Origin of the sequence: Streptomyces sp. NPDC058008, from assembly GCF_042886395.1 — a bacterium.
Taxonomy (GTDB): domain Bacteria; phylum Actinomycetota; class Actinomycetes; order Streptomycetales; family Streptomycetaceae; genus Streptomyces.
In genome coordinates this window covers 199,422-221,283 of the sequence record NZ_JBHVQX010000011.1, presented here as the reverse complement: position 1 = coordinate 221,283, position 21,862 = coordinate 199,422, and the positions used below count along the sequence as shown (strand labels likewise).

Annotated in this window: 29 protein-coding genes; 20 read left to right on the top strand and 9 right to left on the bottom strand. The window is 72.8% G+C overall.

The annotated features are described in order from the left end of the window. Nucleotides 1-58: 58 nt before the first annotated feature. Nucleotides 59-883 carry an aldo/keto reductase gene (locus ACFVS9_RS14215; RefSeq protein ID WP_383113845.1) on the bottom strand — a complete coding sequence of 275 codons (825 nt, stop codon included), beginning with the start codon at nt 881-883 and terminating at the stop codon, nt 59-61. A 298-nt stretch (nt 884-1,181) separates the two neighbouring features. Here ACFVS9_RS14215 and ACFVS9_RS14210 point away from each other — a divergent pair, with 298 nt between their 5' ends. Next, a complete protein-coding gene (locus ACFVS9_RS14210) occupies nt 1,182-2,483 on the top strand; it encodes an alpha/beta fold hydrolase (protein WP_389932055.1) in 1,302 nt (433 codons plus the stop codon). A 70-nt stretch (nt 2,484-2,553) separates the two neighbouring features. On the opposite strand, the gene ACFVS9_RS14205 is transcribed toward ACFVS9_RS14210, so the two are convergent. After that, entirely contained in the window at nt 2,554-3,126 is a 573-nt protein-coding gene (locus ACFVS9_RS14205) for a rhodanese-like domain-containing protein (protein WP_383113843.1), read from the bottom strand. Between the two features lie 210 nt (nt 3,127-3,336). Here ACFVS9_RS14205 and ACFVS9_RS14200 point away from each other — a divergent pair, with 210 nt between their 5' ends. The 8 genes from ACFVS9_RS14200 (at nt 3,337) to ACFVS9_RS14165 (ending at nt 10,495) form a co-directional block, all read left to right on the top strand. After that, nucleotides 3,337-4,068: a PIG-L deacetylase family protein gene (locus ACFVS9_RS14200; protein WP_383113842.1), complete on the top strand. Its 732-nt coding sequence runs from the start codon at nt 3,337-3,339 to the stop codon at nt 4,066-4,068. A gap of 102 nt (nt 4,069-4,170) precedes the next feature. Further along, nucleotides 4,171-4,770, top strand: coding sequence for a helix-turn-helix domain-containing protein (locus tag ACFVS9_RS14195; RefSeq protein ID WP_389932052.1), 600 nt, complete (start codon nt 4,171-4,173; stop codon nt 4,768-4,770). Between the two features lie 102 nt (nt 4,771-4,872). After that, nucleotides 4,873-5,841, top strand: coding sequence for an NADPH:quinone oxidoreductase family protein (locus ACFVS9_RS14190; protein ID WP_383113840.1), 969 nt, complete (start codon nt 4,873-4,875; stop codon nt 5,839-5,841). Continuing rightward, nucleotides 5,838-7,031, top strand: coding sequence for an acyl-CoA dehydrogenase family protein (locus tag ACFVS9_RS14185; RefSeq protein ID WP_389932050.1), 1,194 nt, complete (start codon nt 5,838-5,840; stop codon nt 7,029-7,031). The genes ACFVS9_RS14190 and ACFVS9_RS14185 overlap by 4 nt, the downstream gene beginning before the upstream one ends. Further along, nucleotides 7,028-8,149: an acyl-CoA dehydrogenase family protein gene (locus ACFVS9_RS14180; RefSeq protein ID WP_383113838.1), complete on the top strand. Its 1,122-nt coding sequence runs from the start codon at nt 7,028-7,030 to the stop codon at nt 8,147-8,149. The genes ACFVS9_RS14185 and ACFVS9_RS14180 overlap by 4 nt, the downstream gene beginning before the upstream one ends. Nucleotides 8,150-8,363: 214 nt before the next feature. After that, nucleotides 8,364-9,254: a phosphatidylinositol-specific phospholipase C/glycerophosphodiester phosphodiesterase family protein gene (locus tag ACFVS9_RS14175; RefSeq protein ID WP_383113837.1), complete on the top strand. Its 891-nt coding sequence runs from the start codon at nt 8,364-8,366 to the stop codon at nt 9,252-9,254. A gap of 136 nt (nt 9,255-9,390) precedes the next feature. Continuing rightward, on the top strand, nt 9,391-9,585 hold the full coding sequence (locus tag ACFVS9_RS14170) for a hypothetical protein (protein ID WP_147960748.1): 195 nt from the start codon (nt 9,391-9,393) through the stop codon (nt 9,583-9,585). A 160-nt stretch (nt 9,586-9,745) separates the two neighbouring features. Then, on the top strand, nt 9,746-10,495 hold the full coding sequence (locus ACFVS9_RS14165) for a hypothetical protein (RefSeq protein ID WP_383113836.1): 750 nt from the start codon (nt 9,746-9,748) through the stop codon (nt 10,493-10,495). 6 nt (nt 10,496-10,501) lie between these two features. Here ACFVS9_RS14165 and ACFVS9_RS14160 read toward each other — a convergent pair whose 3' ends face one another. Then, nucleotides 10,502-11,116, bottom strand: coding sequence for an endonuclease (locus ACFVS9_RS14160; RefSeq protein ID WP_383113835.1), 615 nt, complete (start codon nt 11,114-11,116; stop codon nt 10,502-10,504). Further along, nucleotides 11,113-11,295 (bottom strand): hypothetical protein, encoded by a 183-nt coding sequence (locus ACFVS9_RS14155; protein ID WP_383113834.1) that lies wholly within the window; start codon nt 11,293-11,295, stop codon nt 11,113-11,115. Before ACFVS9_RS14155 ends, ACFVS9_RS14160 begins: the two co-directional genes overlap by 4 nt. 126 nt (nt 11,296-11,421) lie before the next feature. Between ACFVS9_RS14155 and ACFVS9_RS14150 the strand changes: the two genes are divergently transcribed. Beyond that, complete coding sequence (locus ACFVS9_RS14150) at nt 11,422-12,660, top strand: aromatic acid exporter family protein (protein WP_383113833.1); 1,239 nt, start codon at nt 11,422-11,424, stop codon at nt 12,658-12,660. Between the two features lie 6 nt (nt 12,661-12,666). Here the strand turns inward: ACFVS9_RS14150 and ACFVS9_RS14145 are convergent, their stop codons facing one another. From ACFVS9_RS14145 to ACFVS9_RS14125, 5 genes are all read right to left on the bottom strand, one after another. After that, nucleotides 12,667-12,894: a CDGSH iron-sulfur domain-containing protein gene (locus ACFVS9_RS14145; protein WP_383113832.1), complete on the bottom strand. Its 228-nt coding sequence runs from the start codon at nt 12,892-12,894 to the stop codon at nt 12,667-12,669. Next, nucleotides 12,878-13,561, bottom strand: coding sequence for a HemK2/MTQ2 family protein methyltransferase (locus ACFVS9_RS14140; RefSeq protein ID WP_383113831.1), 684 nt, complete (start codon nt 13,559-13,561; stop codon nt 12,878-12,880). Before ACFVS9_RS14140 ends, ACFVS9_RS14145 begins: the two co-directional genes overlap by 17 nt. 49 nt (nt 13,562-13,610) lie before the next feature. After that, nucleotides 13,611-14,573 (bottom strand): iron-containing redox enzyme family protein, encoded by a 963-nt coding sequence (locus tag ACFVS9_RS14135; protein ID WP_389932046.1) that lies wholly within the window; start codon nt 14,571-14,573, stop codon nt 13,611-13,613. 85 nt (nt 14,574-14,658) lie between these two features. Continuing rightward, nucleotides 14,659-15,678 (bottom strand): PHP domain-containing protein, encoded by a 1,020-nt coding sequence (locus tag ACFVS9_RS14130; protein ID WP_389932044.1) that lies wholly within the window; start codon nt 15,676-15,678, stop codon nt 14,659-14,661. 2 nt (nt 15,679-15,680) lie between these two features. After that, on the bottom strand, nt 15,681-16,124 hold the full coding sequence (locus ACFVS9_RS14125) for a hypothetical protein (protein ID WP_383113828.1): 444 nt from the start codon (nt 16,122-16,124) through the stop codon (nt 15,681-15,683). Nucleotides 16,125-16,247: 123 nt separating this feature from the next. On the opposite strand from ACFVS9_RS14125, the gene ACFVS9_RS14120 reads away from it, so the two are divergent. Genes ACFVS9_RS14120 through ACFVS9_RS14075 form a run of 10 tightly spaced genes read left to right on the top strand, consistent with a single transcriptional unit; the run spans nt 16,248 to nt 21,766 of the window. Next, nucleotides 16,248-16,565, top strand: coding sequence for a gas vesicle protein (locus tag ACFVS9_RS14120; protein ID WP_383113827.1), 318 nt, complete (start codon nt 16,248-16,250; stop codon nt 16,563-16,565). A gap of 33 nt (nt 16,566-16,598) precedes the next feature. After that, nucleotides 16,599-17,045, top strand: a complete 447-nt coding sequence (locus ACFVS9_RS14115; protein WP_383113826.1) for a gas vesicle structural protein GvpA — start codon at nt 16,599-16,601, stop codon at nt 17,043-17,045. Between the two features lie 2 nt (nt 17,046-17,047). Beyond that, nucleotides 17,048-17,797: a GvpL/GvpF family gas vesicle protein gene (locus tag ACFVS9_RS14110; protein ID WP_389932079.1), complete on the top strand. Its 750-nt coding sequence runs from the start codon at nt 17,048-17,050 to the stop codon at nt 17,795-17,797. 1 nt (nt 17,798) lies between these two features. Continuing rightward, nucleotides 17,799-18,053, top strand: a complete 255-nt coding sequence (locus ACFVS9_RS14105; protein ID WP_389932042.1) for a gas vesicle protein GvpG — start codon at nt 17,799-17,801, stop codon at nt 18,051-18,053. 7 nt (nt 18,054-18,060) lie between these two features. Further along, complete coding sequence (locus tag ACFVS9_RS14100) at nt 18,061-18,999, top strand: histone H1-like repetitive region-containing protein (RefSeq protein ID WP_389932040.1); 939 nt, start codon at nt 18,061-18,063, stop codon at nt 18,997-18,999. A gap of 6 nt (nt 19,000-19,005) precedes the next feature. Further along, nucleotides 19,006-20,091, top strand: coding sequence for an SRPBCC family protein (locus tag ACFVS9_RS14095; protein ID WP_389932038.1), 1,086 nt, complete (start codon nt 19,006-19,008; stop codon nt 20,089-20,091). After that, nucleotides 20,088-20,423 (top strand): gas vesicle protein, encoded by a 336-nt coding sequence (locus ACFVS9_RS14090; RefSeq protein WP_389932036.1) that lies wholly within the window; start codon nt 20,088-20,090, stop codon nt 20,421-20,423. The genes ACFVS9_RS14095 and ACFVS9_RS14090 overlap by 4 nt, the downstream gene beginning before the upstream one ends. A gap of 19 nt (nt 20,424-20,442) precedes the next feature. Next, on the top strand, nt 20,443-21,261 hold the full coding sequence (locus tag ACFVS9_RS14085; RefSeq protein WP_389932034.1) for a GvpL/GvpF family gas vesicle protein: 819 nt from the start codon (nt 20,443-20,445) through the stop codon (nt 21,259-21,261). 2 nt (nt 21,262-21,263) lie between these two features. Beyond that, a complete protein-coding gene (locus ACFVS9_RS14080; protein ID WP_383113820.1) occupies nt 21,264-21,491 on the top strand; it encodes a gas vesicle protein in 228 nt (75 codons plus the stop codon). Beyond that, entirely contained in the window at nt 21,488-21,766 is a 279-nt protein-coding gene (locus ACFVS9_RS14075; protein ID WP_383113819.1) for a gas vesicle protein K, read from the top strand. The genes ACFVS9_RS14080 and ACFVS9_RS14075 overlap by 4 nt, the downstream gene beginning before the upstream one ends. Nucleotides 21,767-21,862: the final 96 nt, after the last annotated feature.

Sequence of the window (21,862 nt, the reverse complement as noted above, 5' to 3'; positions counted from 1 at the left end):
GGTCCGGGCAGGCACGGGGGACCTGCCCGGACCGCGCCGACCGGACGCGGGACGCCGGTCAGCCGAAGGTGTCGGGGTCCGGTCCCGTGCGCATGCCCCGGTCCAGGCCGGTGATCGCGTCCATGTCGGCCGCCGTGAGCTCGAAGTCGAAGACGTCGATGTTCTGCCGGATGCGGGCGGGTGTGACCGACTTGGGGATCACGACGTTGCCGAGCTGGAGGTGCCAGCGCAGGACCACCTGGGCCGGTGTCTTCCCGTGCCGTTCCGCGAGTGGGACGAGGACCTGCTCGTCCAGCAGCGCGCCCTGGGCCAGCGGGCTCCAGGCCTCGGTGGTGACGCCGTACTCCGCGTGCAGGGCGCGCAGTTCGCCCTGCTGGAGCCCGGGGTGCAGCTCGATCTGGTTGACCGCCGGGACCAGGGGGCTCTCCTCCCGCAGCCGGCGCAGGTGCGCGGGCCGGAAGTTGGAGACGCCGGCGGCACGGATCCGGCCTTCGGCCAGCAGCCTCTCCAGCGCCCGCCAGGTGTCGGCGTACAGGTCGCGGGCCGGTGCGGGCCAGTGGATGAGGTAGAGGTCCACATGGTCGAGGCCGAGCCTGGCCAGACCGGCGTCGAAGGCGGCGAGGGTGGAGTCGAACCCCTGGTCCGCGTTCCAGAGCTTCGTTGTGACGAAGAGCTCTTCGCGGGCTATCCCGGACTCGGCCAGTGCGCGGCCCACGCCCGCCTCGTTGCCGTAGGCGGCGGCGGTGTCGATGGAGCGGTAACCCGCTTCGAGCGCCGTGGCGACGGCGGCGGTGGTCTCGTCGTCGGGGACCTGGAAGACGCCGAAGCCGAGCTGCGGCATCGTGACCCCGTTGTTGAGGGTGACCGTGGGGACCGTGGGCATGGGGGTGCCTTTCCTGGGGCGGACCGAGCCGATCCGCGTGCGATGGTTACTGGCGTAGGCAATAATTGCACACGCGGGTAAATGCTAGGCGCCGGTGAATCCGGCCGAAGGCCCCGCGCGTCCGGTGCGTCCGGTGCGCCCCGGCCCTCCGCGGACACCCCCGGCCGGGCCGGACGGTGCCCCGCCGGCCCGCGCCGCACAGCCGGGATCCGGCCGTGCGCGGGGCCCGCGGGCTGCGGTCGGCCCGGTCGTGGTGATGTGCTGAACTGTCAGGGAAACAGCGGATACAGGAGTTCTCTTGAACAGCTATCGCCAGCCCGGCGTCCTCTTCACCGACCGACGCTTCACGGTGCCCCTCGACCACGACGACCCGGGCGGCGAGACGATCGAGCTCTTCGGCCGTGAAGCGGTGGCGAGCGGGAGGGGCACGGAGGACCTCCCGTGGCTGCTCTACCTGGAGGGCGGCCCCGGTTTCGGCGCCCGCCGGTTCGTCGGCGCGGAGGCCTGGCTGGGACGGGCCCTGCGCGAGTTCCGGGTGCTGCTCCTGGACCAGCGCGGCACCGGCCTGTCCACGCCCGCCAACCGGCAGACGCTCCCGCTCCGCGGCGGCCCCCGCGAACAGGCCGACCACCTCGCCCACTTCCGGTCCGACAGCATCGTCCGCGACTGCGAACTGATCCGCCCCCGTCTGACCGGCGGCGCCCCGTGGACCGTCCTGGGGCAGTCCTTCGGCGGTTTCTGCGCCGTGCGCTACCTGTCGGCCGCCCCGGAAGGGCTCGCGGCCGTCCTGATCACCGGCGGCCTGCCCTCCCTCGACGCGCACGCCGACGAGGTCTACCGCGCCGCGTACCCGAGGATCGAGCGGAAGGTCGCCGCGCACTACGCCCGCTACCCGCAGGACGTCGCCCGCGCCCGCGCGATCACCGCGCACCTCGCCGAACACCGCCCCGACAGCGCCGGGCACATCCTGACGCCCGAGGGGTTCCAGTCCCTCGGCATCATGCTGGGCTCCGGCGGCGGGAGCCACCAGCTGCACTACCTCCTGGAGAACGCGTTCGTCGAAGGCTCGGACGGCCCCGAGCTGTCCGACGCCTTCCAGGAGGCCATGCGCACCGCCACCTCGTTCGCCGGCCACCCGCTGTACGCCCTCATGCACGAGGCGATCTACGGGCAGGGCGCACGGCCCACCGGCTGGGCGGCCGAGCGCGTCCGGGCCGAGTTCCCGCAGTTCGACGCGGCGTCCGCGCTGGCGGGCGACGGACCCGTGCTCTTCACCGGCGAGAGCGTCCACCCCTGGCACTTCGACGTCGATCCCGCGCTGCGCCCCCTGCGCGAGACGGCGGAACTGCTCGCCGCCCGTACCGACTGGCCCGTCCTCTACGACGCGGGGCGGCTCGCGGCCAACGAGGTGCCGGTGGCCGCTGCCGTCTACCACGACGACATGTACGTGGACACCGGCCACGCGCTGCGCACCGCGTCCTCGATCCGCGGGCTGCGCACCTGGGTGACCAGCGAGTACGAGCACGACGGTGTGCGCGCGGGCGGCCCGCACGTGCTGGACCGGCTGCTGGCTCTCGTGCGCGGCGAGAGCGACCGGTAGCGCCACCCCTCCGGGGGTGCGCCGGGCTCGTCCGATCCCGTGGGGGAGGAGCCCGGCGCGACCGGGGCCGTCAGCCCTGGAGGGCGTCCAGTGTGGCGTCGAGGCCGGCTTCCGGGCGGGGCGCGCGGTTGTGCGGAAGCCTTCCGAGGACGGCCGCCATGCCGCAGGTGCCGGTCACGGCGGAGTAGGCGAGGCCGGCGCCCACGCCGGCCGCCAGCCACCGTGCCGCCGGGAACCGCCGGCCCGCCACCACGCCGGCCACCACCAGCGAACCGGCTGCCAGCCGCACCTGGCGCTCGATCGGCCAGACCGCCCGGGCGCCCGGCGGGCGGTCCAGTCCGTGCCCGTCGCCCTCCCACGCCGAGGTGCCGCCGGCCAGTGCCGCGGCGTCGATGTCGGCGTCGGCGAGGATCTCGCACGCCCGGGTGGACCGTACGCCCGAGGCGCAGACGACCAGCAGCGCGCCGCGCGCGGAGGCCGACTTCAGGGCGGGCACCGCCTCGGGGAGCCGGTCGAGCGGAACGTTCAGGGCGCCGGGCACGTGCCCGGAGGCGTACTCGCCGGGGGCCCGTACGTCGATGACGGTGAACTCCTCCAGACGGGCCGCGGCCTCGGAGGCGGAGAGGGATGCGGGGCTGATCACGGGCTGGGTTCCTTTCGGTCGCCGGAGGTGGGGCGGTCCGGGGTGCTGCTCCCGGTGCCCGGTGAATAATACCCCCAGGGGTATTTTTGGACCCGGCTCCGCACGGTCGGCCGACGGGTGCGTCCGACCGGGGCCGGTCCTTGTCCCCCTGCCCGGAACCGCTTCCGGAATGCGTGCATCCGCCCCTGTCCCGCGGATAGCCTGCCGATCATGACCCAGCAGCTGGAACCCATGCCCACGGACTGGCGCCGTGCGCTGGCGGTGGTCGCCCACCCCGACGACCTGGAGTACGGCTGCGCCGCCGCCGTGGCCGGCTGGACCGACGGCGGCCGCGAGGTCGCCTACCTGCTGGCGACCCGTGGGGAGGCCGGCATCGACACCGTCCCACCCGACCGGTGCGCCCCGCTGCGGGAGCGGGAGCAGCGGGCGAGCGCCGAGGTGGTCGGGGTCACCTCCGTGGAGTTCCTCGGTCATCGCGACGGCGTCGTCGAGTACGGCACGGCTCTGCGCCGTGACATCACCGCCGCGATCCGCCGCCACCGCCCCGAACTGCTCATCACGCTCAACCACCGCGACACCTGGGGCGGCGTGGCGTGGAACACCCCGGACCACCGCGCGGTCGGCCGCGCCACCCTGGACGCCGCGGGCGACGCGGGAAACCGCTGGATCTTCCCCGAGCTCGGTGAGCAGGGCCTCCAGCCCTGGGACGGGGTGCGCTGGGTGGCCGTGGCGGGCACCGGCCGGCCCACCCACGCGGTCGACGCGGCGCCCGGTTTCGAACGCTCCGTCCGGTCGCTGCTGGCCCACCGCACCTACATCGAGGTGCTGACGGACGAGGACCCGGAGGCGTACTGCCGTGCCTTCCTCGCCGGTACCACCGGGGCGGCGGCCGAGCGCTTCGGAGGGCGCCCAGCCGTCACCTTCGAGCTCTTCGCCCGCTGACCGCCCGGCGCCGCACCCGCCCGTGCGGGGGCCCGGGCCGTCCACCGCATCCGTGGGGGTGCGTGATTGACACACGCGATTGCTGATTCTGCAATGGGTGCCATGAAGGAACAGAACCAGGACGACCCCGAACTCGACGCCGTGCTCACCGGGGTCGGTCCACGGCTGCGGAGGCTGCGCAAGGACCGGGGCGTGACGCTCGCCGCGCTCTCCGAGGCGACCGGTATCTCCGTCTCCACCCTGTCCCGCCTCGAATCCGGCGGACGCCGGCCCAGCCTGGAACTGCTGCTCCCGATCGCGAGGGCCCACGAGGTGCCGCTCGACGATCTCGTCGGAGCGCCACCGGTCAGCGATCCCAGGGTCAGGGCGAAGCCGATCGTGCACGGTTCCAAGACCTCCCTGCCGCTCACCTCCAGGCCCGGAGGTCTCCAGGCGTACAAGGTCGTCCAGAAGGCCGCCTGCTCCGAGACGCCCGAGCAGCGCACCCACGAGGGGTACGAGTGGCTGTACGTGCTCAACGGGCGGCTGCGGCTCAAGCTCGCCGAGCACGACCTGGTCCTGTCCCCGGGGGAGGCGGCCGAGTTCGACACCAGGCTTCCGCACTGGTTCGGCCCGGCGGGCGACGAGCCGGTCGAATTCCTCAGCCTGTTCGGGCCGCAGGGGGAGCGGATGCATGTCAGGGCCAAGCCGAAGCGGCCGTGAACGGGTGGGGGCCGACCCGTACGAGGTGTTCCCAGATAGGCAAGCGACCGCTTAGTATGCGCCGGAGCAGTGGTAATGCCGACAGTGTTGTGGAGGCCCCTCATGCAGGCATGGCGAGTGCACCGGAACGGCGAGCCGGGCGAGGTGATGGAGCTCGAGGAGGCGGACCGGCCGGTGCCCGGCGACGGGCAGGTACTGCTCGGGGTGCGGGCGGCGAACATCAACTTCCCCGACGCGCTGCTCTGCCGGGGCCAGTACCAGGTGCGGCCCCCGCTGCCCTTCACCCCCGGTGTCGAGATCTGCGGTGAGACGGAGGACGGGCGCCGGGTGCTCGCCACCCCCGCCCTCCCGCGGGGCGGCTTCGCCGACTACGTCGTCGCCGACGAGGCGGCCCTGCTGCCGGCCCCCGACGCGCTGGACGACGCCGAGGCCGCCGCACTGCACATCGGCTACCAGACCGGCTGGTTCGGGCTGCACCGGCGCGCCCGTCTCCAGGCCGGTGAGACGCTGCTGGTCCACGCCGCCGCGGGCGGCGTCGGCAGCGCGGCGGTCCAGCTCGGCAAGGCCGCCGGAGCCACCGTCATCGGGGTCGTCGGCGGAGCGGCGAAGGCCGCCGTCGCGCGCGAGCTGGGATGCGACCTGGTCATCGACCGCCGGAGCGAGGACATCGTCGCGGCGGTGAAGGAGGCCACGGGCGGGCGCGGCGCGGACGTCGTCTACGACCCGGTCGGCGGTGACGCCTACGCGAAGTCCGTCAAGTGCGTCGCCTTCGAGGGCCGCGTCGTCGTCGTGGGCTTCGCGAGCGGTGACATCCCCGCCCCGGCCCTCAACCACGCCCTGGTGAAAAACTACTCGATCGCCGGACTCCACTGGGGCCTGTACAACACCAAGGACCCCGCCGCGGTCCGCGCCTGCCACGACGAACTCACCCACCTCGCGGCGCGGGGCCTCATCAAGCCGCTGATCAGCGAGCGCGTACCCATGGCCGACGCGGCACGGGCCGTACAGCGGGTCGCCGACGGCGCCAGCACCGGCCGCATCGTCGTCCTGCCGTCGGGAGGCGCCCGGTGAGCACCGCACCCGACGCGGCCCGGATCCGCCACCTCACCCGGGAACTCCTGGCGTCCCACCCCCCGGCCACCACCGACCGCTCCGACTTCCTCGGGGCGCGCTTCGACGCGGGCCTGGCCTGGGTGCACTACCCCGTCGGGCTCGGCGGACTCGACGCGCCGCGCTCCCTGCAGACCGTCGCCGACGCCGAACTCGCCGCCGCGGGCGCCCCCGACAACGATCCGCGCCGCATCGGCATCGGCCTCGGCATGGCGGCCCCGACGATCCTCGGATACGGCACGGAGGAGCAGAAGCGGCGCTTCCTGCGTCCGCTGTGGACCGGCGACGAGGTGTGGTGCCAGCTCTTCAGCGAGCCCGGCGCCGGATCCGACCTCGCCGCGCTCGGCACGCGCGCGGTCAGGGACGGGTCGGGCGACTGGGTGGTCGACGGGCAGAAGGTCTGGACGTCCAGTGCCCACGTGGCCCGCTGGGCGATCCTGATCGCCCGGACCGACCCGGACGTCCCCAAGCACCGCGGGATCAGCTACTTCATCTGCGACATGACCGACCCCGGTGTCGAGGTGCGGCCGCTCCGGCAGATCACCGGTGAGGCCGAGTTCAACGAGGTCTTCCTCACCGGCGTACGCATCCCGGACAGCAGGCGGCTCGGCCCCGTCGGTGACGGCTGGAAGGTCGCGCAGACCACGCTGATGAACGAGCGCGTCTCCATCGGCGGAGCACGCATCCCCCGCGAGGGCGGCATGATCGGCACCGTCGCGAGGACCTGGCGCGAACAGCCCGGCCTGCGCACCCACGACCTCCACCAGCGGCTGCTGGCCCTCTGGGTCGAGGCCGAGGTCGCCAGGCTCACCGGCGAGCGGCTGCGCCAGCAGCTCGTCGCCGGGCAGCCCGGCCCCGAAGGCTCCGGCATGAAGCTCGCGTTCGCCCGCCTCAACCAGGAGATCAGCGGGCTGGAGGTCGAACTCCTTGCAGACGAGGGCCTGTTGTACGGCGACTGGACCATGCGCCGCCCGGAGCTCGTGGACTTCACCGGACGGGACGCCGGCTACCGCTACCTGCGGTCCAAGGGCAACTCCATCGAGGGCGGTACGAGCGAGGTCCTGCTCAACATCGTCGCCGAGCGCGTCCTCGGACTGCCCGCCGAACCGCGCAACGACAAGGACGTCGCCTGGAAGGACCTCGCCCGATGACCGCACAGACCGAAGCAGCCCAGGCGCCCGACCTGCTCTACTCGGAAGCCGAGGACGACCTGCGGTCCGCCGTACGCGCGCTGCTCGCCGACCGGGCCGACGCGCCGACGGTGATCGCCGGCACCGAGTCCGACACGCCGTACGACCCGCGGCTGTGGGAATCGCTTGCCGTGGGCATCGGGGCCGCGGGGCTGCTGGTCCCGGAGAAGCTCGGCGGCCAGGGCGCCGGCCACCGTGAGGCGGCCGTGGTGCTGGAGGAGCTCGGGCGCAGCGTGGCCCCGGCGCCGTACCTGACGAGCGCGGTCGTCGCGACCGAGATCCTCCTCGCCCTGGGCGACGACGGCGGCCCGGTCGCCGCGCTCCTCACCGAGCTGGCCTCGGGCCGCAGGACCGCCGTCCTCGCCCTGCCCTTCGCCACTCCGCCCGCCGACGCGTCCTTGGCGATGACCGGGACCCTGGAGCGGACCGTGACCGGCGTCGCCGAGGCCGCCGCCGCCGACGTGCTGCTGGTGCCCACGGCGCAGGGGCTGTACGCGGTCGAGGCCGGCGGGGACGGTGTCGCCGTCCAGCCGCTGGTCCCCCTCGACCTGACCCGCCCGCTCGCCACGGTCACCCTCACCGGGGCCCGGGGCACCCGGCTCGCCGAGGCGGGCCCGGCGGCCGTCGCCGTGCGCAGGGGCCTGCTGGCCGGTGCGGGGCTGCTCGCGTCCGAACAGCTCGGGCTCGCCGAGTGGTGCCTGACCGAGACCGTCCGGTACACCCGCGAACGCCACCAGTTCAACAGGCCGGTGGGCTCGTTCCAGTCGCTCAAGCACCGGATGGCCCAGCTCTGGCTGGAGGTCGTCTCCGCCCGCGCCGCCGCCCGCAACGCCGCCGACGCGCTGGCCACCGGCAGCCCGGACACCGCCCTCGCGGTGGCCGTGGCGCAGGCCTACTGCTCCGGGGTGGCCGTGCACGCGGCGGAGGAATGCGTCCAGCTGCACGGCGGGATCGGCATGACGTGGGAGCACCCCGCGCACCTGTATCTGAAGCGGGCCAAGGCCGACTCGCTCGCCTACGGCAGCGCGGGACGCCACCGCGAGTCCGTGGCCGAGCTGATGGAGCTGCCGGCGCCGTAGGGCGACGGGTCCGGGGCGGGGCGCGTGGAGCCGTACGCGCCCCGCCCCGGCATGTCCGGGCGCGGAGGGAGGGAACAGCAGGCGCAGCGTGTCCGACGGGAGGGCGACAGCCCGCTCAACTCTTGGCGAGTACCTGCCTTTCGGGGTGCCCGCGCCCCCATACTCGTCGCGTCCCCCCGCCCGCTCTGCCCCCCGACCGTCTCAGGGAGACCCCATGGCACACCTGACCCGTCGCAGAGTCGTCACCACCGCCCTCGCCACTGCCGCGGCAGGCGCGTTCATCCCCGCCCGGTCCGCCGCAGCCGCCCCGGCCGCGAGTGCCCGTCCCCGCGGCCCCCGCCCCCTGGCCCGCGCCCACGCGCACAACGACTACCTGCACCCGCGCCCGCTGTACGACGCGCTCGCGCACGGGTTCACCAGCGTCGAGGCGGACATCTTCCTCGTGGGCGGCGAACTGCTCGTCGCCCACGAGGCCGAGAGCCTCGACCCCGCACGCACGCTCAGCTCGCTCTACCTCGACCCCCTGCTGGCCACGGTCCGGGCGAACCACGGCCGCGTCCACGCCGGACACCCCGGCCCGCTTCAGCTGCTGATCGACATCAAGACCGACGGCGCCGCCACCTACCCGGTGCTCGACCGGGTACTCACCCGCTACCGCCGCATCCTCACCCGCTGTGCCCAGGGCCGGGTCCGCGCCGGCGCGGTCACCGCCGTCGTCTCGGGAGACCGCGCCGCGCGCACCCCGATGGAGACCCGGACCACCCGGTACGCCTTCTACGACGGCCGGCCGGACGACCTCGGCACCGCCGCGCCCGCCTCCTTCATCCCCCTCATCAGCACCAACTGGGCCACCGCCTTCGACTGGCAGGGGGCAGGGCCCTTCCCCGCCGCCGAACGGGAGCGGCTGCGCACCTTCGTCACGGCGGCCCACGCGCGGGGACAGCGGGTCCGCTTCTGGGGGACCCCCGACACCGCCGGCCCGGGGCGCGAAGCCGTCTGGACCGAGCTCCTCGCCGCGGGCGTCGACCACCTCAACACCGACGATCTGGCGGGACTCGAAACCTTCCTCCGCCGCCGTGAGGCCGGGGGCCGCGGCACCGGCTGACCGCCGCCGGCCGGTACGACCGGTCACCGTGCGTCAACACCCGTTCGGCGGGCGCGCCCGTGCGCCGAACGGCCCCTCCGCTGCGCCACACTGGCGGCCGAATGCCGCAAATCCGGCGCGGCGGAGGAGGTTGGCCATGGCCATTTCGATCTCAGTGGTGCTGCTCCTGCTGATCCTCGCAGTGATCTTCCTGCGCAACGGCGGACTCAAGATCTCGCACGCCATCGTCTGCGCCCTGCTCGGGTTCCTCCTCGCGGGCACGAGCATGGCGCCCACCATCCACGAAGGGATCACCGCCACCGCGGACGTCGTCAGCGGCCTGCGGCCCTGACCGCGCGCACCCTCCGGATGCGGGAGAATGTCGGTCCGATCGCGGCACAGCGCCGCACGGGGCCCGGCGGGGACGATACGGTCGTTCCGAGGGCCCCCGCGCGCTCGTCGACAGGGCGAGGACCTGACCGGTCCTCGCCGCGCACCTGGAGAACGCACCAATGTCATTCCCGCACCCCGGACGACAGTCGGGCGCCGCCCACCACGAGTACTGCAACAACGTCCTGTGCTGCCGCTGCCAGCAGCGGCAGTGGACGACGAAGCTCGGCGACGAGCGCCTCTGCGGTCCCTGCGCCTCCTGCTGCCGTGACTGCGGCCGCGCACCCGCGCCCCATCTGGACGGACTCGACGACGGACTGTGCGCGGAATGCCGGGGCCTGTGCGGCCGGTGCCAGCGCGCCCTGCCCGCCGAGGGCCCCTGCGCCTGCCGCAAGTGGCGCGAGCGCGCGGGCCGCGACCCGGTCACCTACATCCTCCAGGCACTTCCGCAACCGCTGGTCCAGGCACTCGGCCACCGCCACCCCCGCACGGTCCACGACCTGATCCACCAGGAACTCGCGCGGCGTACGCCCGACCAGCTCCTGGAACGGGTCGAACGGCGGTGGAACGTCCGCTGGTCCCACGCCCTCCACGAGAAGGACGAGGACGGGCGGCGCCGCTGGGCACCGCAGGAGATCGCCGAAGCGCTCGTGAGCCCCGGCCGCTGCTCGGACCCCCAGTGCGAGGACGGCTACGTCCTCACCACCGACACCCCGTGCGGCCGGTGCCTGCGTCCGACCCACCGCTTCGTGACCTCGGTGGCCGACCGGACGGCGACCTCGGACCACGCCCGCGCCACCGCCTCCCAGATCCGGCGCGCGCTCGTGGAGAGCCGCTCGACCAAGCCCGGCGGACGGCGCCCGAAGGGCTGAGCGCCCTCAGCCCCTGTCCAGCGCGCCCCGCACCAGCGCCGCCGCGACCACGGCCGGGTCCTGGTCCCCGGCCAGCCGGGAGAGCCTGCCGGGTGAGGCGGGCAGACCGAGCCGTTCGGCACCCTGGAGCGCCTTCGCGTCCAGATAGGGCGCCGTCTCCGGCCACACCGTCTGCACCTCGCGCAGGAAGATGTCGGCGCCCGCGGGTCCGATGCCGGGAAAGCGGCGGAGCCCCGAGCGCAGCGCGTCCGTGTCACCGCCCGCTTCCCGGCGCAGGCGCCGCAGGTCCCCGCCGTACGCGTCGAGCAGGAGAAGGGCACCGTCGCCCAGCTGGGTCGCCGTACGCTCGTCGTACCGTCGGTAGCCGCCCTCACCCAGCGCGTCCACGCGCTCCTGCCAGGTGGCGTCCGCCATCCGGCGTGGTGTCCGCAGCCGATGGGCGAACAGCGCCCGGGCCGCCGCCACGGCGACCTGGGCGCGGATCCGCGCGCTCAGCAGGTGGCTCAGGACGAGCAACTGGTACAGGGGCTGCGGGGTGTCACGCAGCCGGATGCCCGCCTCGGCGGCGTACGTGGTGCCGTGCCGCTCCAGCAGCGCGTCCAGCGTCCCCCGCGCGCTCACGCGAACCCGAAGATCCGTGCGAAGAAGTATCCGGCGACGATGACGGAACCCAGCAGCACGAGCGATGCCCAGAAGACCGGGTGTTCCCAGATCCCTCCGTCGGGGCGTTCGACGTGTGCCTCGCTGATGCAGCCCTCCGCAGGAGGCGTCTCCCCAGGGGGCTGGAGTGAGATAGCCATGTATCCACCATCACCCCGGGCCGCCGGGACCGCGAGGCGGTGCCGATGGGGGCACGCGTACGTCCGTACGGAGTCCGGCGGGAGCCCGGAGCACTGCGGAGGCGCGGAACGGGGCACCGTGAAGGAATGCCTGCCGTCTCCACGCCCGAGCCCGTGGTCAAACTCGTCCAGCGCACCACCGAGCCCGCAGCGGCCCAGACACTGCGGTCGACGGCGGCGGCCGTCATCGCCTTCGCGGTGGCCCAGTCGGTCCTGCCCGCCCCGCACCCCGCCCCGCTCACCGCCCCCCTGACCGCCCTGCTCGTGGTGCAGGTGACGCTCTACGCCACGCTGACCACCGGCATCCGCCGGGTCAACGCCGTCGTGGTCGGCGTCCTGATCGCCAGCGGGTTCAGCTCCCTGGTGGGCCTGAGCTGGTGGACCCTCGGGCTGACCATCTTCACGTCGCTGCTGATCGGACGGCTGGTCCGGGTCAACGAGTTCGTGCCCGAGGTGGCCATCAGCGCGATGCTGGTCCTCGGCGTCGCGCAGGTCGCCGACACCGCCTGGGAGCGCGTACTGGAGACGCTGATCGGCGCCGGGGTGGGGCTGCTCTTCAACCTCCTGCTGGCACCGCCCGTCTGGGTCGAGTCCGCGGGCGTCTCCATCGGCGGCCTCGGCGAGCGGATGAGCCGGATGTTCCGGGCCCTGGGCGAGGAGATCGGCGGGAACCACCCGGTGCGGGAGGCAGCCGCGCGCCTGCACGAGGCGCGCCGCCTGGACCACGACATCGTGGAGGTCGACGCGTCCCTGCGGCAGGCCGAGGAGAGCCTGATGCTCAACCCCCGCGTCAAGCAGGGGCTGCTCCACCGTGTCGTCCTGCGCACCGGACTCGACACGCTGGAGATCTGCGCCGTCGTGCTGCGCGTCCTCACCCGCACGCTGACCGACCTGGCCAAGGCCCGTACGGAGGAGGCACTCTTCCCCGAGGACGTGGCCACCGACCTCAGGGAACTCTTCGGGCACATGTCCGACGCCATCGAGGGATTCGCACTGATGATCACCACGCCGATGGCCGGGAGCGGAGAGGAGGCGGAGGAACGCCTGGCCGACGCGCTCGCCCGCAGCCGCGCCACACGCGACCGCGTGGCGGATCTGCTGCTCGAGGACGTCCAGGAGCACCCCAGGCAGTGGCAGTTGCACGGTGCGCTGCTCGCCGAGGTGGACCGCATCCTCGACGAACTCGACATCGACAAGCGCACGGAGCGCCTCGCCGAGGAGCTGGACCGCCGCTCGGCGGAGGCGCACCACCGCCACCCCCGCCTGCGGGCGATGTCCCGCCGGCTGCGGGGGGCCGCACCGGTGAGGCTGCGGGCCGGCGAGTGAGAGCGGTCAGTCCGAGGGGGCGCACGGCCCTTCGCCGGACCGCGCACGACGCCGGTGGCTGGTGTCGCACCAGGGGTACACGCGGCTCCGCCGGCACATGCAGAGGGCAACGACGAACCGGTCCGAGAAGGCCACCTCGCCGTCCGGGCAGGTGACTTCCACGGGGCCCTCCACCAGGAGGGGGCCGTCGTCGCCGAGGGTGATCCGGCACGGGCGCTCAGGCGTGTTCGGCACGGATGACCACCAGTTCCTCCGACGTCTCCCCGGCTCCCACCAGCCCCGTGTCCCTGAGCCAGCGCAGCCGCGAGCGCAGCACCGGCCCGAGGGGCACCAGCGCGCGGTCACTGACACGGGCCCGCAGCCCGGCATCCGAGAGCCGCCGCACGGTCACGTCGCCGTCGCACAGGCCCGAGTGCACCAGGAGCAGGCGGCCACCCGGGCGCAGGGCTGCCGGGGCGCTCGCGCAGAGCCGGTCGAGGACCGCCCGCCCGTCGCGTCCGGCCTCCCAGGCCCGCGCCGCACCGTGCCCGGGGAGCAGGTCCACCGGGGACGGCACATAGGGCGGGTTGCAGACCACCAGGTCGTAGGACCGGCCGGGCAGCGCCGACAGGAGATCGCTGCGCCGCACACGGATGCGACGGCGGTGCAGCAACGCGTTCAGCCGGGTGGTCATCACGGCCCGCCACGCGATGTCCACGGCCGTCACCCGCGCGCCCAGGTGCGCCGCGTGCAGGGCGAGCGCGCCGCTGCCGGTGCCGACGTCCAGCACCTCGGCGCCCCGGGCGACACCCTCCCGGTTCAGCGCGGCCATGAGCAGGCGGGTGTCGTGCTGGGGCGCGTACACACCGGGGAGTGTCATCAGGCGGCCGGTGCGCGTGGCCTCGGCCAGGTCTGCGGACATCTGCGACTCCGTTCGACGCTTCGGCACGGCGGGTGCGGGACCCGGACGGTCAGGCCCCCCAGTCCGCCAGCAGCCGTTCCCCGAGCCGGTCCTCGAGACACCCGGTGGCGGTGATGCCGAACACGACATCGGCCGCCAGCCCCGGCTCGTCGTCGAGCAGACCGCCGATCACCTCACGGCGTACGACCTGCTCGTGCACCGCGTCGGCCTCGACGTGCTCGGTGTAGAAGAACTCCGCCGCGGCGCCCGCCCCGGTGCGCTTCATGGCGTGGGCGAGTCGCCGTGAGGCGGGGGAGGAGGTGATCTCGACCGCCGCGAAGTGCCCCACCAGCGCCCCGCGCAGCCGCCGGTGCAGACCGAACAGCGACATCAGGTTGACGAGGGCCAGCATGGGCGCACAGCCCTCGTCCAGGTAGCGGCCGTACGCGGGGTCGAGACCCAGGTCGGCCATGAGGCCGGCGAACAGCCGGGCGTGGATCCGGTCCGCGCGCCCGGCGCCGAACTCGTCGTACTCGATCGCGGCCATGCCCGCCTTGGCCCGGCCGGCGAGGCGGGGCAGCACCCAGGCGTGCGGGTCGGCCTCCTTGAGGTGGTAGAGCGAGCGCTGCCGCGCGTAGTCACGCAGATGGCGCAGCTCGCCGCGGTCCTGGAGGAACCAGGAGACGCCGGTGCCGCGGACCGGTTCCACCAGCAGGCCTTCGAGGACCTCCTCCGGAGGAGCGCTCGCCGTGGCGTCGTGCCGCAGGGCGGCCAGGAAGCGGTCCTCCAGGGCCGCGCGCACCGCGAGCAGGGGCGGGTCCCACTCCAGCTCCGGGCGCACGCCGGTGAACCCGCGGTAGTGCAGCTCGTAGCAGACGTACAGGGCGAGCTGCAGATCGTCGCCGTAGGGCTCGGCGTCCCACGCGCGCCCGGGATCCGGCAGGGCGCTGCCGTCCCGCAGGTAGCCGATCACCCGCGCCGAGAGCTCTCCGCGCGGTCGTGGAAGGGAGGGGCCTGTGCGGTGACGTGACATGGATGTCCTCCTGCCGCGGAGTCACATGGGCCGTGATCGACTCTACGCCGGACCTCCGCGACCGGCCCGTCCTCGCGCCGGTGCCCTACCGGCTGGACTTCCCGGCCGTCCACTCCAGGAGCCGTTCCCGGGACCATGACGTGATGACCCGCTCCACGGGCACACCGCACTCCTCGGCCCGCGCGCAGCCGTAGACCTGCCAGTCCAGCTGACCGGGTGCGTGCGCGTCGGTGTCGATCGACAGGAGCGCCCCCGACGCCACCGCCCGGCGGAGGAGGGAGCGCGGCGGATCGAGCCGCTCCGGCCGGCAGTTGATCTCGACCGCCGTCCCCGACTCGGCACACGCCGCGAAGACGCGCTCGGCGTCGAACTCCGACGGCGGCCGCTTCTTCCCGCCGAGGAGACGGCCCGTGCAGTGCCCCAGGATGTCCGCGTGCGGATCGCGCACGGCCGCGAGCATGCGCTCGGTCATCGCGGCGGCGTCCATGCGCAGCTTCGAGTGGACCGAGACGACCACCACGTCGAGGCGCTCCAGCACCTCGGCGTCCTGGTCGAGGGAGCCGTCGGCGAGGATGTCGCACTCGATCCCGGTGAGCAGACGAAAGGGCGCCCACCGCTCGTTGAGCTCCGCCACCACGGACAGCTGCTCGAGAAGGCGCTCCGTCGAGAGCCCGTTGGCCACGGTCAGCCTGGGGGAGTGGTCCGTGAGCACCGCCCACTCGTGACCCAGCTCCCTCGCGGTCCGGCCCATCTCCGCGACGGGACTGCCCCCGTCGGACCAGTCCGAGTGCATGTGGCAGTCACCCCGGAGGGCGGCGAGAAGGGTCTCGCCACCCGGGGCCAGGGGCGCGGACGCCTCGTCCTCCAGGGCGGCGAGGTATCCGGGCGTCGCGCCCTCCACCGCCTCCCGGATGACCTTGGCCGTCTTCGGCCCGATGCCGCGCATCCTCTCCAGCGAACCCCGCGCCACCCGATCGGCCAGTTCCTCCCCGTCCAGGGAGCCGACCGCGTCCGCCGCCGTGCGGAAGGCCTTCACCCGGTACGTCGCCGCCTGGGACCGCTCCAGGAGGAAAGCGATCCGCCGCAGGGCCTCTGCCGGGTCCATCGTCAGGGCCGCGCGGTGTGCTGAGGGTGCCCGTGCGTGCGTCGGGCTTCCTTCATCCCGGCCTCGTAGAGGTGGCGCCGTCCGCCCACGAGCTCCCTGCGCACCCGCTCCTCCACCTCGACGAACGGCCGGTAGTACGTGTCGTCGTAGGCCTCGACGAGCTGGAACGTCCAGCAGCCGGGGACGACGTTGCGGCCCAGGATCTCCCGCTCCACCAGGTCGGCCTGCTCCGTGTGGCCACCCATCCGGAGCAGCTCGACCGCCCGGTCGAGGGTCAGATCCGCGCCCCCCGTGAGCTGGTGGAATCCGTAGAGCTGCCCCCGGGCCCGCTCCACACTCTCCAGTGCTTCCGTCAGCGCCCCGAGCGCCTCGACGGTCGTGTCACCGGTTCCGGACGGCCGCACGTGCTCGTCGTCGGGCCCGTCGGGCCCTCGGTCCTCACTCATGCGTACGACTGTGCACGCGTCCCGGCCGACGCGTCCGGCGGGAACGCCGAAAGGGTGAGCGCCCCGGTCGGCCCCCGCCTCCTTCGAGATGCGTGCGAACCGATCCTGACCAGACTGGATCCCATGGCAGAGAACCGTCGCGCCCGGTCCGGGCACGCATCGAAAACGGCAGCCCCCCGCCCGTCCCGGAGCGGCCCCGAACACGCGGCGCGTGCTGCCTGCGAAAGCCTGGAACGGCTGATCTCCCACTCCGCGGAGGGCGTGTCGGCGGTACGGCGGAAGGACGACGGATGGTGCGTCGTCGTCGACGTGCTCGAAGTCCCCCGCATCCCGGACACGACGAGTCTGCTGGCCTCCTACGAGGTGCAGATCGACGAGCGGGGCGAACTCACGGAGTACAGCCGGGTACGCCGCTACCGGCGCGGCTCCGCCGACGAGTGACCCGCTCCGCCCCCTCACCCGGAAGGACGCTCCATGACCACGACCATGTACGCGGACGAGATCGCCCCGTGCCCGCCCCGGGCCGGCACGCTCTACGACGTCCTTGAACTCATCCTCGACCGGGGCATGGTCATCGACGTCTTCATCCGGGTGTCGCTGGTCGGCATCGAGATCCTCAAGATAGACGCGCGCATCGTCGTGGCGAGCGTGGACACCTACCTGCGCTTCGCCGAGGCGTGCAACCGCCTCGACCTGGAGCGTGACTCCGGCAGCACCACCGTCCCCGAACTGCTCAGCGGACGCGCCGCCAAGGCGGTCGGCAAGCGCAAGGTGCGCAAGGCGGCGGAGTCCGTCGGCGACACCGTGCGCCACGCCGTGGGGAGCGGTGACGACGAGGACGACGCGCGGCAGGAGCGCCCGAAGAAGCGCCGGGCACCCGCCCGCGACGGCGCGACCCGACGCCGACGCGTGGAGGCATGACCGTGATCGGGAACGGCGTGTACGTCTACGCGATCATCCCCGTGGGGACGGCGCTCCCCCCGGGCGCCGTGGGCGTGGGCGGTCCTCCGGCCGCGCTGCGGAGGGTCGACGAAGGACAGGTCACCGCTGTCGTGAGCGACGCACCCTCCCGACTACGCGCCAGGCGACGCGACCTGATGGCTCATCAGGACGTGCTGCTCGGCCTCGCGGACCGCGGTTCGCTGCTGCCCATGAGATTCGGGGCGGTCGCGCCGGACGAGGAGTCCGTACGCGCCCAGCTCGCCGGTTCGCAGGACGGTCACCTCGCGACGCTGAGTCACCTGGACGGCTGCGTCGAGATCAACCTCAAGGCCCTCCCCGCCCAGGACTCGCTCGCGGCCGTCGTCGCGGAGGAGAAGGACGTACGGCGGCTGCGTGAGGCGGTACGCAGGCGGCCCGACTACGAGGCGAACGTCCGGCTCGGCGAGGCCGTGGCCACCGCCCTGTCGCGCCGGGCGGCCGAAGCCGGGAAGAAGCTCCTGCGCACCCTCACACCGATGGCGCGTGAGGTCGCCGCGGGGCCGGAGGTCCACGGCTGCTCGCTCAACGTGTCGTTCCTCGTCGACCGGAGCGGGAGCGACAGCTTCCGCGCGACGGTCCGGCGGTTCGCGGACACCCACCGCGAGCACGCCGAGTTCAGGGTCGCCGGGCCGCTGCCCTGCTACAGCTTCGTCTCCTCCCGCCCGCTCCGGACCCCGGCCGCGGGGGGCTGACATGGGACTGCTCAGCGGCCTGCTCCTGCTGCCCCTCGCACCGGTCCGCGGTGTCGCGTGGGTCGCGGAGAAGGTGAACGACGTCGCCGACCGTGAACTCCACGACCCGGGTGTGATCCGCGGGCAGCTCGCCGCGCTCAACCAGGAACTCGAGGCCGGCGACGTCAGCCTCAAGGAGTTCGAACGGGAGGAGGAGGAACTGCTCGACCGGCTCCACGCCGGCCGGGTCCGCCCCGCGCCGAACCATCGAAGGTGACTCAGTCATGGAAGAACAGACCAAGGTGACGCTCGCCGCAGCCGTGGTGGGCGGATACGTACTCGGTCGCACGAAGAAGGGCCGTCTGGCGCTCTCCGTGGCGACCTACCTGGCGGGCAGGCGCTTCGGCCTGGAACCGCGTCAGCTCGCGGCCGAGGGCATGCGCAGGCTGAGCGAGGTACCGCAGTTCGCCGAACTCCAGGACCAGTTGAGGGGCGAGGTGCTCGACTCCGGCAGGAAGGCCCTGAGCGCGGCAGCGGACCGGGGCATGAACTCCCTGGCCGACGCCCTGAGTGACCGGACGGCGCGGCTCGGGGCGCCGGAGGAGGAGTACGAAGAGGACGAGGAATACACGTACGAGGACGAGTTCGACGAGGACGAACCCGAGTACGAGGACGAGGAGTACGACGAGTCCGAGGAGCCGGAGGAAGAGGAGGAGGACGAGGGGGAGGAGCCGGAGGAGCCGCGACCGAGCGCCCGCCGGAGCAGGCCGTCCGAGGAGGAGGCCGGTCGTGGGGCCGGTGAAAAGGCGGCGAAGAAGCAGTCTCCGGCCAAGAAGCGGCCTCCGGCGAAGAAGGCCGCGGCGGGGAAGGCCCCTGAGAAGAAGGCACCTCAGAAGAAGACCGCTGCGAAGAAGGCGGCTGCCGAGAAGACCCCGGCGAAGAAGACCCCGGCGAAGAAGGCCGCTGCGAAGAAGGCGGCCGGGAAGAAGGCCGCCGATAAGCCCGGACCGGCCGGGAAGAAGGCGGCACCGGCCAAGAAGGCGTCTGCCAAGAAATCTGCACCGGCGAAGAAGTCCGCGCCGGCGAAGAAGTCCGCAGCCCGCAAGGCGCCCGCCAAGAAGTCGGCTCCAGCCAAGAAGTCGTCGGCGAGGAAGACCACTTCGGCCAAGAAGACGACGTCATCGAAGCGAACCGCGTCCCAGCGCGGCGAACGACGGAGGTAGGCAGCCATGGCCAGGACGGACAGGGACGAACCCGAGTCGGGCGAGTCGGGTATGGACCGCCTTCGCGGAGAGCTCACGAACTTCCTCGGCGCACAGACGGAGAAGCTCGCTCAGAAGGCTGGGGACAAACTGACGGGAATCACGGGGCAGCTCACGGACATCGCCGAGAACGGCGGTTCCCTGCCCTCGGTCGCCTCACGCGTGGCGCAGGGCGAATCACCGGTGAAGGCCTTCGTCTCGGAGAAGGCCGGGAGTGTCAAGGACAAGGTCGTGGACAAGGCAAAGGACACGTTCGGGGGCGGGAAGGGGAAGACCCAGTCCGGCGGGGGCAAGTCGATGAACATCGTCGAGGTCCTCGACGTCGGTGTCCCCCTGCGTGACGCGTACGACCACTGGACGCGCTACGACAAGTTCGGCAGCTTCACCAAGGGCGTGCAGAGCGTCTCGATGGACGAGGAGATGTCGAGCGACTGGAAGGTCAAGATCGGCCCGTCCTCACGGGGCTTCAAGGCGACGGTCCAGGAGCAGGTGCCCGACGACCGCATCGTGTGGACCTCCGAGGGTGCCAAGGGCTCCACCCGCGGCTGCGTCAGCTTCCACGAGCTGGCGCCGAGCCTCACCCGGATCGTTCTGGTGGTCGAGTACTACCCCTCGGGGTTCTTCGAGAAGACGGGCAACCTCTGGCGGGTGCAGGGCCGCCGGATGCGACTCGACTTCAAGCTCTTCCAGCGGTTCGTCACGCTCACCGATGAGGAGCCCGAGGGCTGGCGCGGCGAGATCCGCGACGGAGAGGTCGTCGTGACGCACGAGGAAGCCATGGAGAGGGAGGAGTCGGAGGGCGAGGAGCCCGACGATTCCGATGACGAGGCGGAGGACGAGGACGAGGGGGAGTACGAGGACGAGGAGGAGCCGGAGGAGGACGACGAACCGGAGGACGAGGAGGACGAGGAGGAGTACGAGGACGACGAGGAGCCCGAGGAGGACGACGAGGAACCCGAGGAGGAGTACGAGGACGAGGAGGAACCCGAGGAAGAGGAAGAGGAAGAGGAAGTCGCCCCCAGAAAACGGCGCGCACGTAAGGCGTCGAGGTGACCGACCTCGACCTGGAGCGGGAGGCCTACCCCATCCCGGGGCCGCCGAATTCCAGCCTCGCCGACATCCTCGAACGCGTTCTCGACAAGGGCATCGTCATCGCGGGGGACATCAAGATCGACCTCCTCGACATCGAACTGCTCACCATCCGGCTCCGCCTGTTCGTGGCATCCGTGGATACCGCGAAGAAGGCCGGGATCGACTGGTGGGAGACGGATCCGGCGCTGAGCTCGCGTGCCGCCCACAACTCCCTCCTGGACGAGAACCGTGAACTGCGGGCGCGTCTGGAGGCACTCGAATCGAAGCCGGAAGAGAGTTCGGACCAGGCATGAGCAAGGAGAACCGAGCGACATGACGGACCGGGGACCCGAACCGGCTTCGGCCGAGAGCGCCCTCTACGTATTCGCGGTCTGCGAGGCACCGGATCCGGCCGCGTTCGCCGGCCTGCCGGGGGTCGCCGCCGGCGCGCCCCTGCGCCGCCTGCGGTTCGGCGAGCTGACCGCGATCGTCCAGACCGTCCGGGCGGCCGACTTCACGGACGAGGCATGGCAGGTCCGTATGTCGGAGCGTGACGAACTCGAACGGTACGCGCGCGCCCACCACGACGTGGTGTCGGCGGCGGCCGCCGTGTGCCCCACCGTCCCCCTTCCGCTGGCCACGCTCTACCACGGCGAGGAGCGGGCCCGGCAGGCACTCGTCGAGGAGACCGGGCGCTTCCTCGCCGCGTTGAGGCGGACCGCCGGCCACGCCGAGTGGGGGGTGAAGGTCTACGCGGCCGCTCCCTCGGTGCCGGAGCCCGTCCCCGCACCGCACCCGCAGGGGGCGCCGGGCGCACGCACCCGTCCGGCCCCCGGGGCGGGCCTCGCCTACCTGGAACGCAAGCGAGGAGCGCAGGCGCGGCGCGAGCGACGGCACGACGACTCCCTCCGGCTCGCCGAAACGGTCGACGCCGCGTTCCTGAACCTCGCCGCCGCGGGACGCCGGCTGCGGCTCCACGCTCCCGAGCCCGGAGGGAAGGCGCGTGCCCAGGTGCTCAACGCCACCTATCTGGTGGCCGAGCACCGAAGGACCGAACTCGACGCGCTCGCCCGGACACTGCGGGACGCGACCGGTGCCCGCATCGACGTCTCCGGCCCCTGGGTGCCGTACTCCTTCGTCGGCGAGGTGTAGCGATGGAGCGGGAACTGGTGCCCTGGGACAACCCGGAACCCCTGACCGGCCCCATCGGCGTGCCCCTCGTCGACCTGCTCGACCGGGTCCTGGCGACGGGCGTGGTGATCAGCGGTGACCTGGTGATCGCGATCGCGGACGTTCCACTCGTGCGGCTCTCCCTGCACGCCCTGCTCTCCTCGGTCAACGAACGTGTTCCCGCTCCCTGGGCGGACGGAGGCCCGCTGTGACCACCCCCCGGCTCGACGTCGACTCCGACCAGCTGGGGCGCGATCTCGTGGCCCTCGTGCTGACCGTGGTGGAACTGCTGCGTCAGCTGATGGAGCGGCAGGCCATCCGCCGGATCGACCAGGGGGACCTCACCGAGAGTCAGGTGGAGGAGATCGGGACCACGCTCATGATGCTCGACCAGCGGATGGGCGAGCTGTGCGAACAGCACGGAGTGCGTCCGGAGGATCTGAACCTGGACCTCGGTCCTCTGGGCTCCCTGCTGCCCCGCGACTGAGGCGGGCCCGGCCGCCCCCGACCCCCGTGGCGGCCGACGGCCAGGGGCCGGGGCTCTGTCACGTCGCGCACGGGCGGGGTGAGTCCCGCACGCCCT

What these genes read in the sequence shown, in the direction of transcription:
- ACFVS9_RS14180 (WP_383113838.1), top strand. Translation starts at nt 7,028, where the DNA reads ATGACCGCACAGACCGAAGCAGCCCAGGCGCCCGACCTGCTCTACTCG.
- ACFVS9_RS14170 (WP_147960748.1), top strand. Translation starts at nt 9,391, where the DNA reads ATGGCCATTTCGATCTCAGTGGTGCTGCTCCTGCTGATCCTCGCAGTG.
- ACFVS9_RS14120 (WP_383113827.1), top strand. Translation starts at nt 16,248, where the DNA reads ATGGCAGAGAACCGTCGCGCCCGGTCCGGGCACGCATCGAAAACGGCA.
- ACFVS9_RS14165 (WP_383113836.1), top strand. Translation starts at nt 9,746, where the DNA reads ATGTCATTCCCGCACCCCGGACGACAGTCGGGCGCCGCCCACCACGAG.
- ACFVS9_RS14105 (WP_389932042.1), top strand. Translation starts at nt 17,799, where the DNA reads ATGGGACTGCTCAGCGGCCTGCTCCTGCTGCCCCTCGCACCGGTCCGC.
- ACFVS9_RS14130 (WP_389932044.1), bottom strand. Translation starts at nt 15,678, where the DNA reads ATGGACCCGGCAGAGGCCCTGCGGCGGATCGCTTTCCTCCTGGAGCGG.
- ACFVS9_RS14125 (WP_383113828.1), bottom strand. Translation starts at nt 16,124, where the DNA reads ATGAGTGAGGACCGAGGGCCCGACGGGCCCGACGACGAGCACGTGCGG.
- ACFVS9_RS14190 (WP_383113840.1), top strand. Translation starts at nt 4,873, where the DNA reads ATGCAGGCATGGCGAGTGCACCGGAACGGCGAGCCGGGCGAGGTGATG.
- ACFVS9_RS14200 (WP_383113842.1), top strand. Translation starts at nt 3,337, where the DNA reads ATGACCCAGCAGCTGGAACCCATGCCCACGGACTGGCGCCGTGCGCTG.
- ACFVS9_RS14135 (WP_389932046.1), bottom strand. Translation starts at nt 14,573, where the DNA reads ATGTCACGTCACCGCACAGGCCCCTCCCTTCCACGACCGCGCGGAGAG.
- ACFVS9_RS14080 (WP_383113820.1), top strand. Translation starts at nt 21,264, where the DNA reads ATGGAGCGGGAACTGGTGCCCTGGGACAACCCGGAACCCCTGACCGGC.
- ACFVS9_RS14150 (WP_383113833.1), top strand. Translation starts at nt 11,422, where the DNA reads ATGCCTGCCGTCTCCACGCCCGAGCCCGTGGTCAAACTCGTCCAGCGC.
- ACFVS9_RS14175 (WP_383113837.1), top strand. Translation starts at nt 8,364, where the DNA reads ATGGCACACCTGACCCGTCGCAGAGTCGTCACCACCGCCCTCGCCACT.
- ACFVS9_RS14085 (WP_389932034.1), top strand. Translation starts at nt 20,443, where the DNA reads ATGACGGACCGGGGACCCGAACCGGCTTCGGCCGAGAGCGCCCTCTAC.
- ACFVS9_RS14195 (WP_389932052.1), top strand. Translation starts at nt 4,171, where the DNA reads ATGAAGGAACAGAACCAGGACGACCCCGAACTCGACGCCGTGCTCACC.
- ACFVS9_RS14115 (WP_383113826.1), top strand. Translation starts at nt 16,599, where the DNA reads ATGACCACGACCATGTACGCGGACGAGATCGCCCCGTGCCCGCCCCGG.
- ACFVS9_RS14095 (WP_389932038.1), top strand. Translation starts at nt 19,006, where the DNA reads ATGGCCAGGACGGACAGGGACGAACCCGAGTCGGGCGAGTCGGGTATG.
- ACFVS9_RS14100 (WP_389932040.1), top strand. Translation starts at nt 18,061, where the DNA reads ATGGAAGAACAGACCAAGGTGACGCTCGCCGCAGCCGTGGTGGGCGGA.
- ACFVS9_RS14155 (WP_383113834.1), bottom strand. Translation starts at nt 11,295, where the DNA reads ATGGCTATCTCACTCCAGCCCCCTGGGGAGACGCCTCCTGCGGAGGGC.
- ACFVS9_RS14140 (WP_383113831.1), bottom strand. Translation starts at nt 13,561, where the DNA reads ATGTCCGCAGACCTGGCCGAGGCCACGCGCACCGGCCGCCTGATGACA.
- ACFVS9_RS14215 (WP_383113845.1), bottom strand. Translation starts at nt 883, where the DNA reads ATGCCCACGGTCCCCACGGTCACCCTCAACAACGGGGTCACGATGCCG.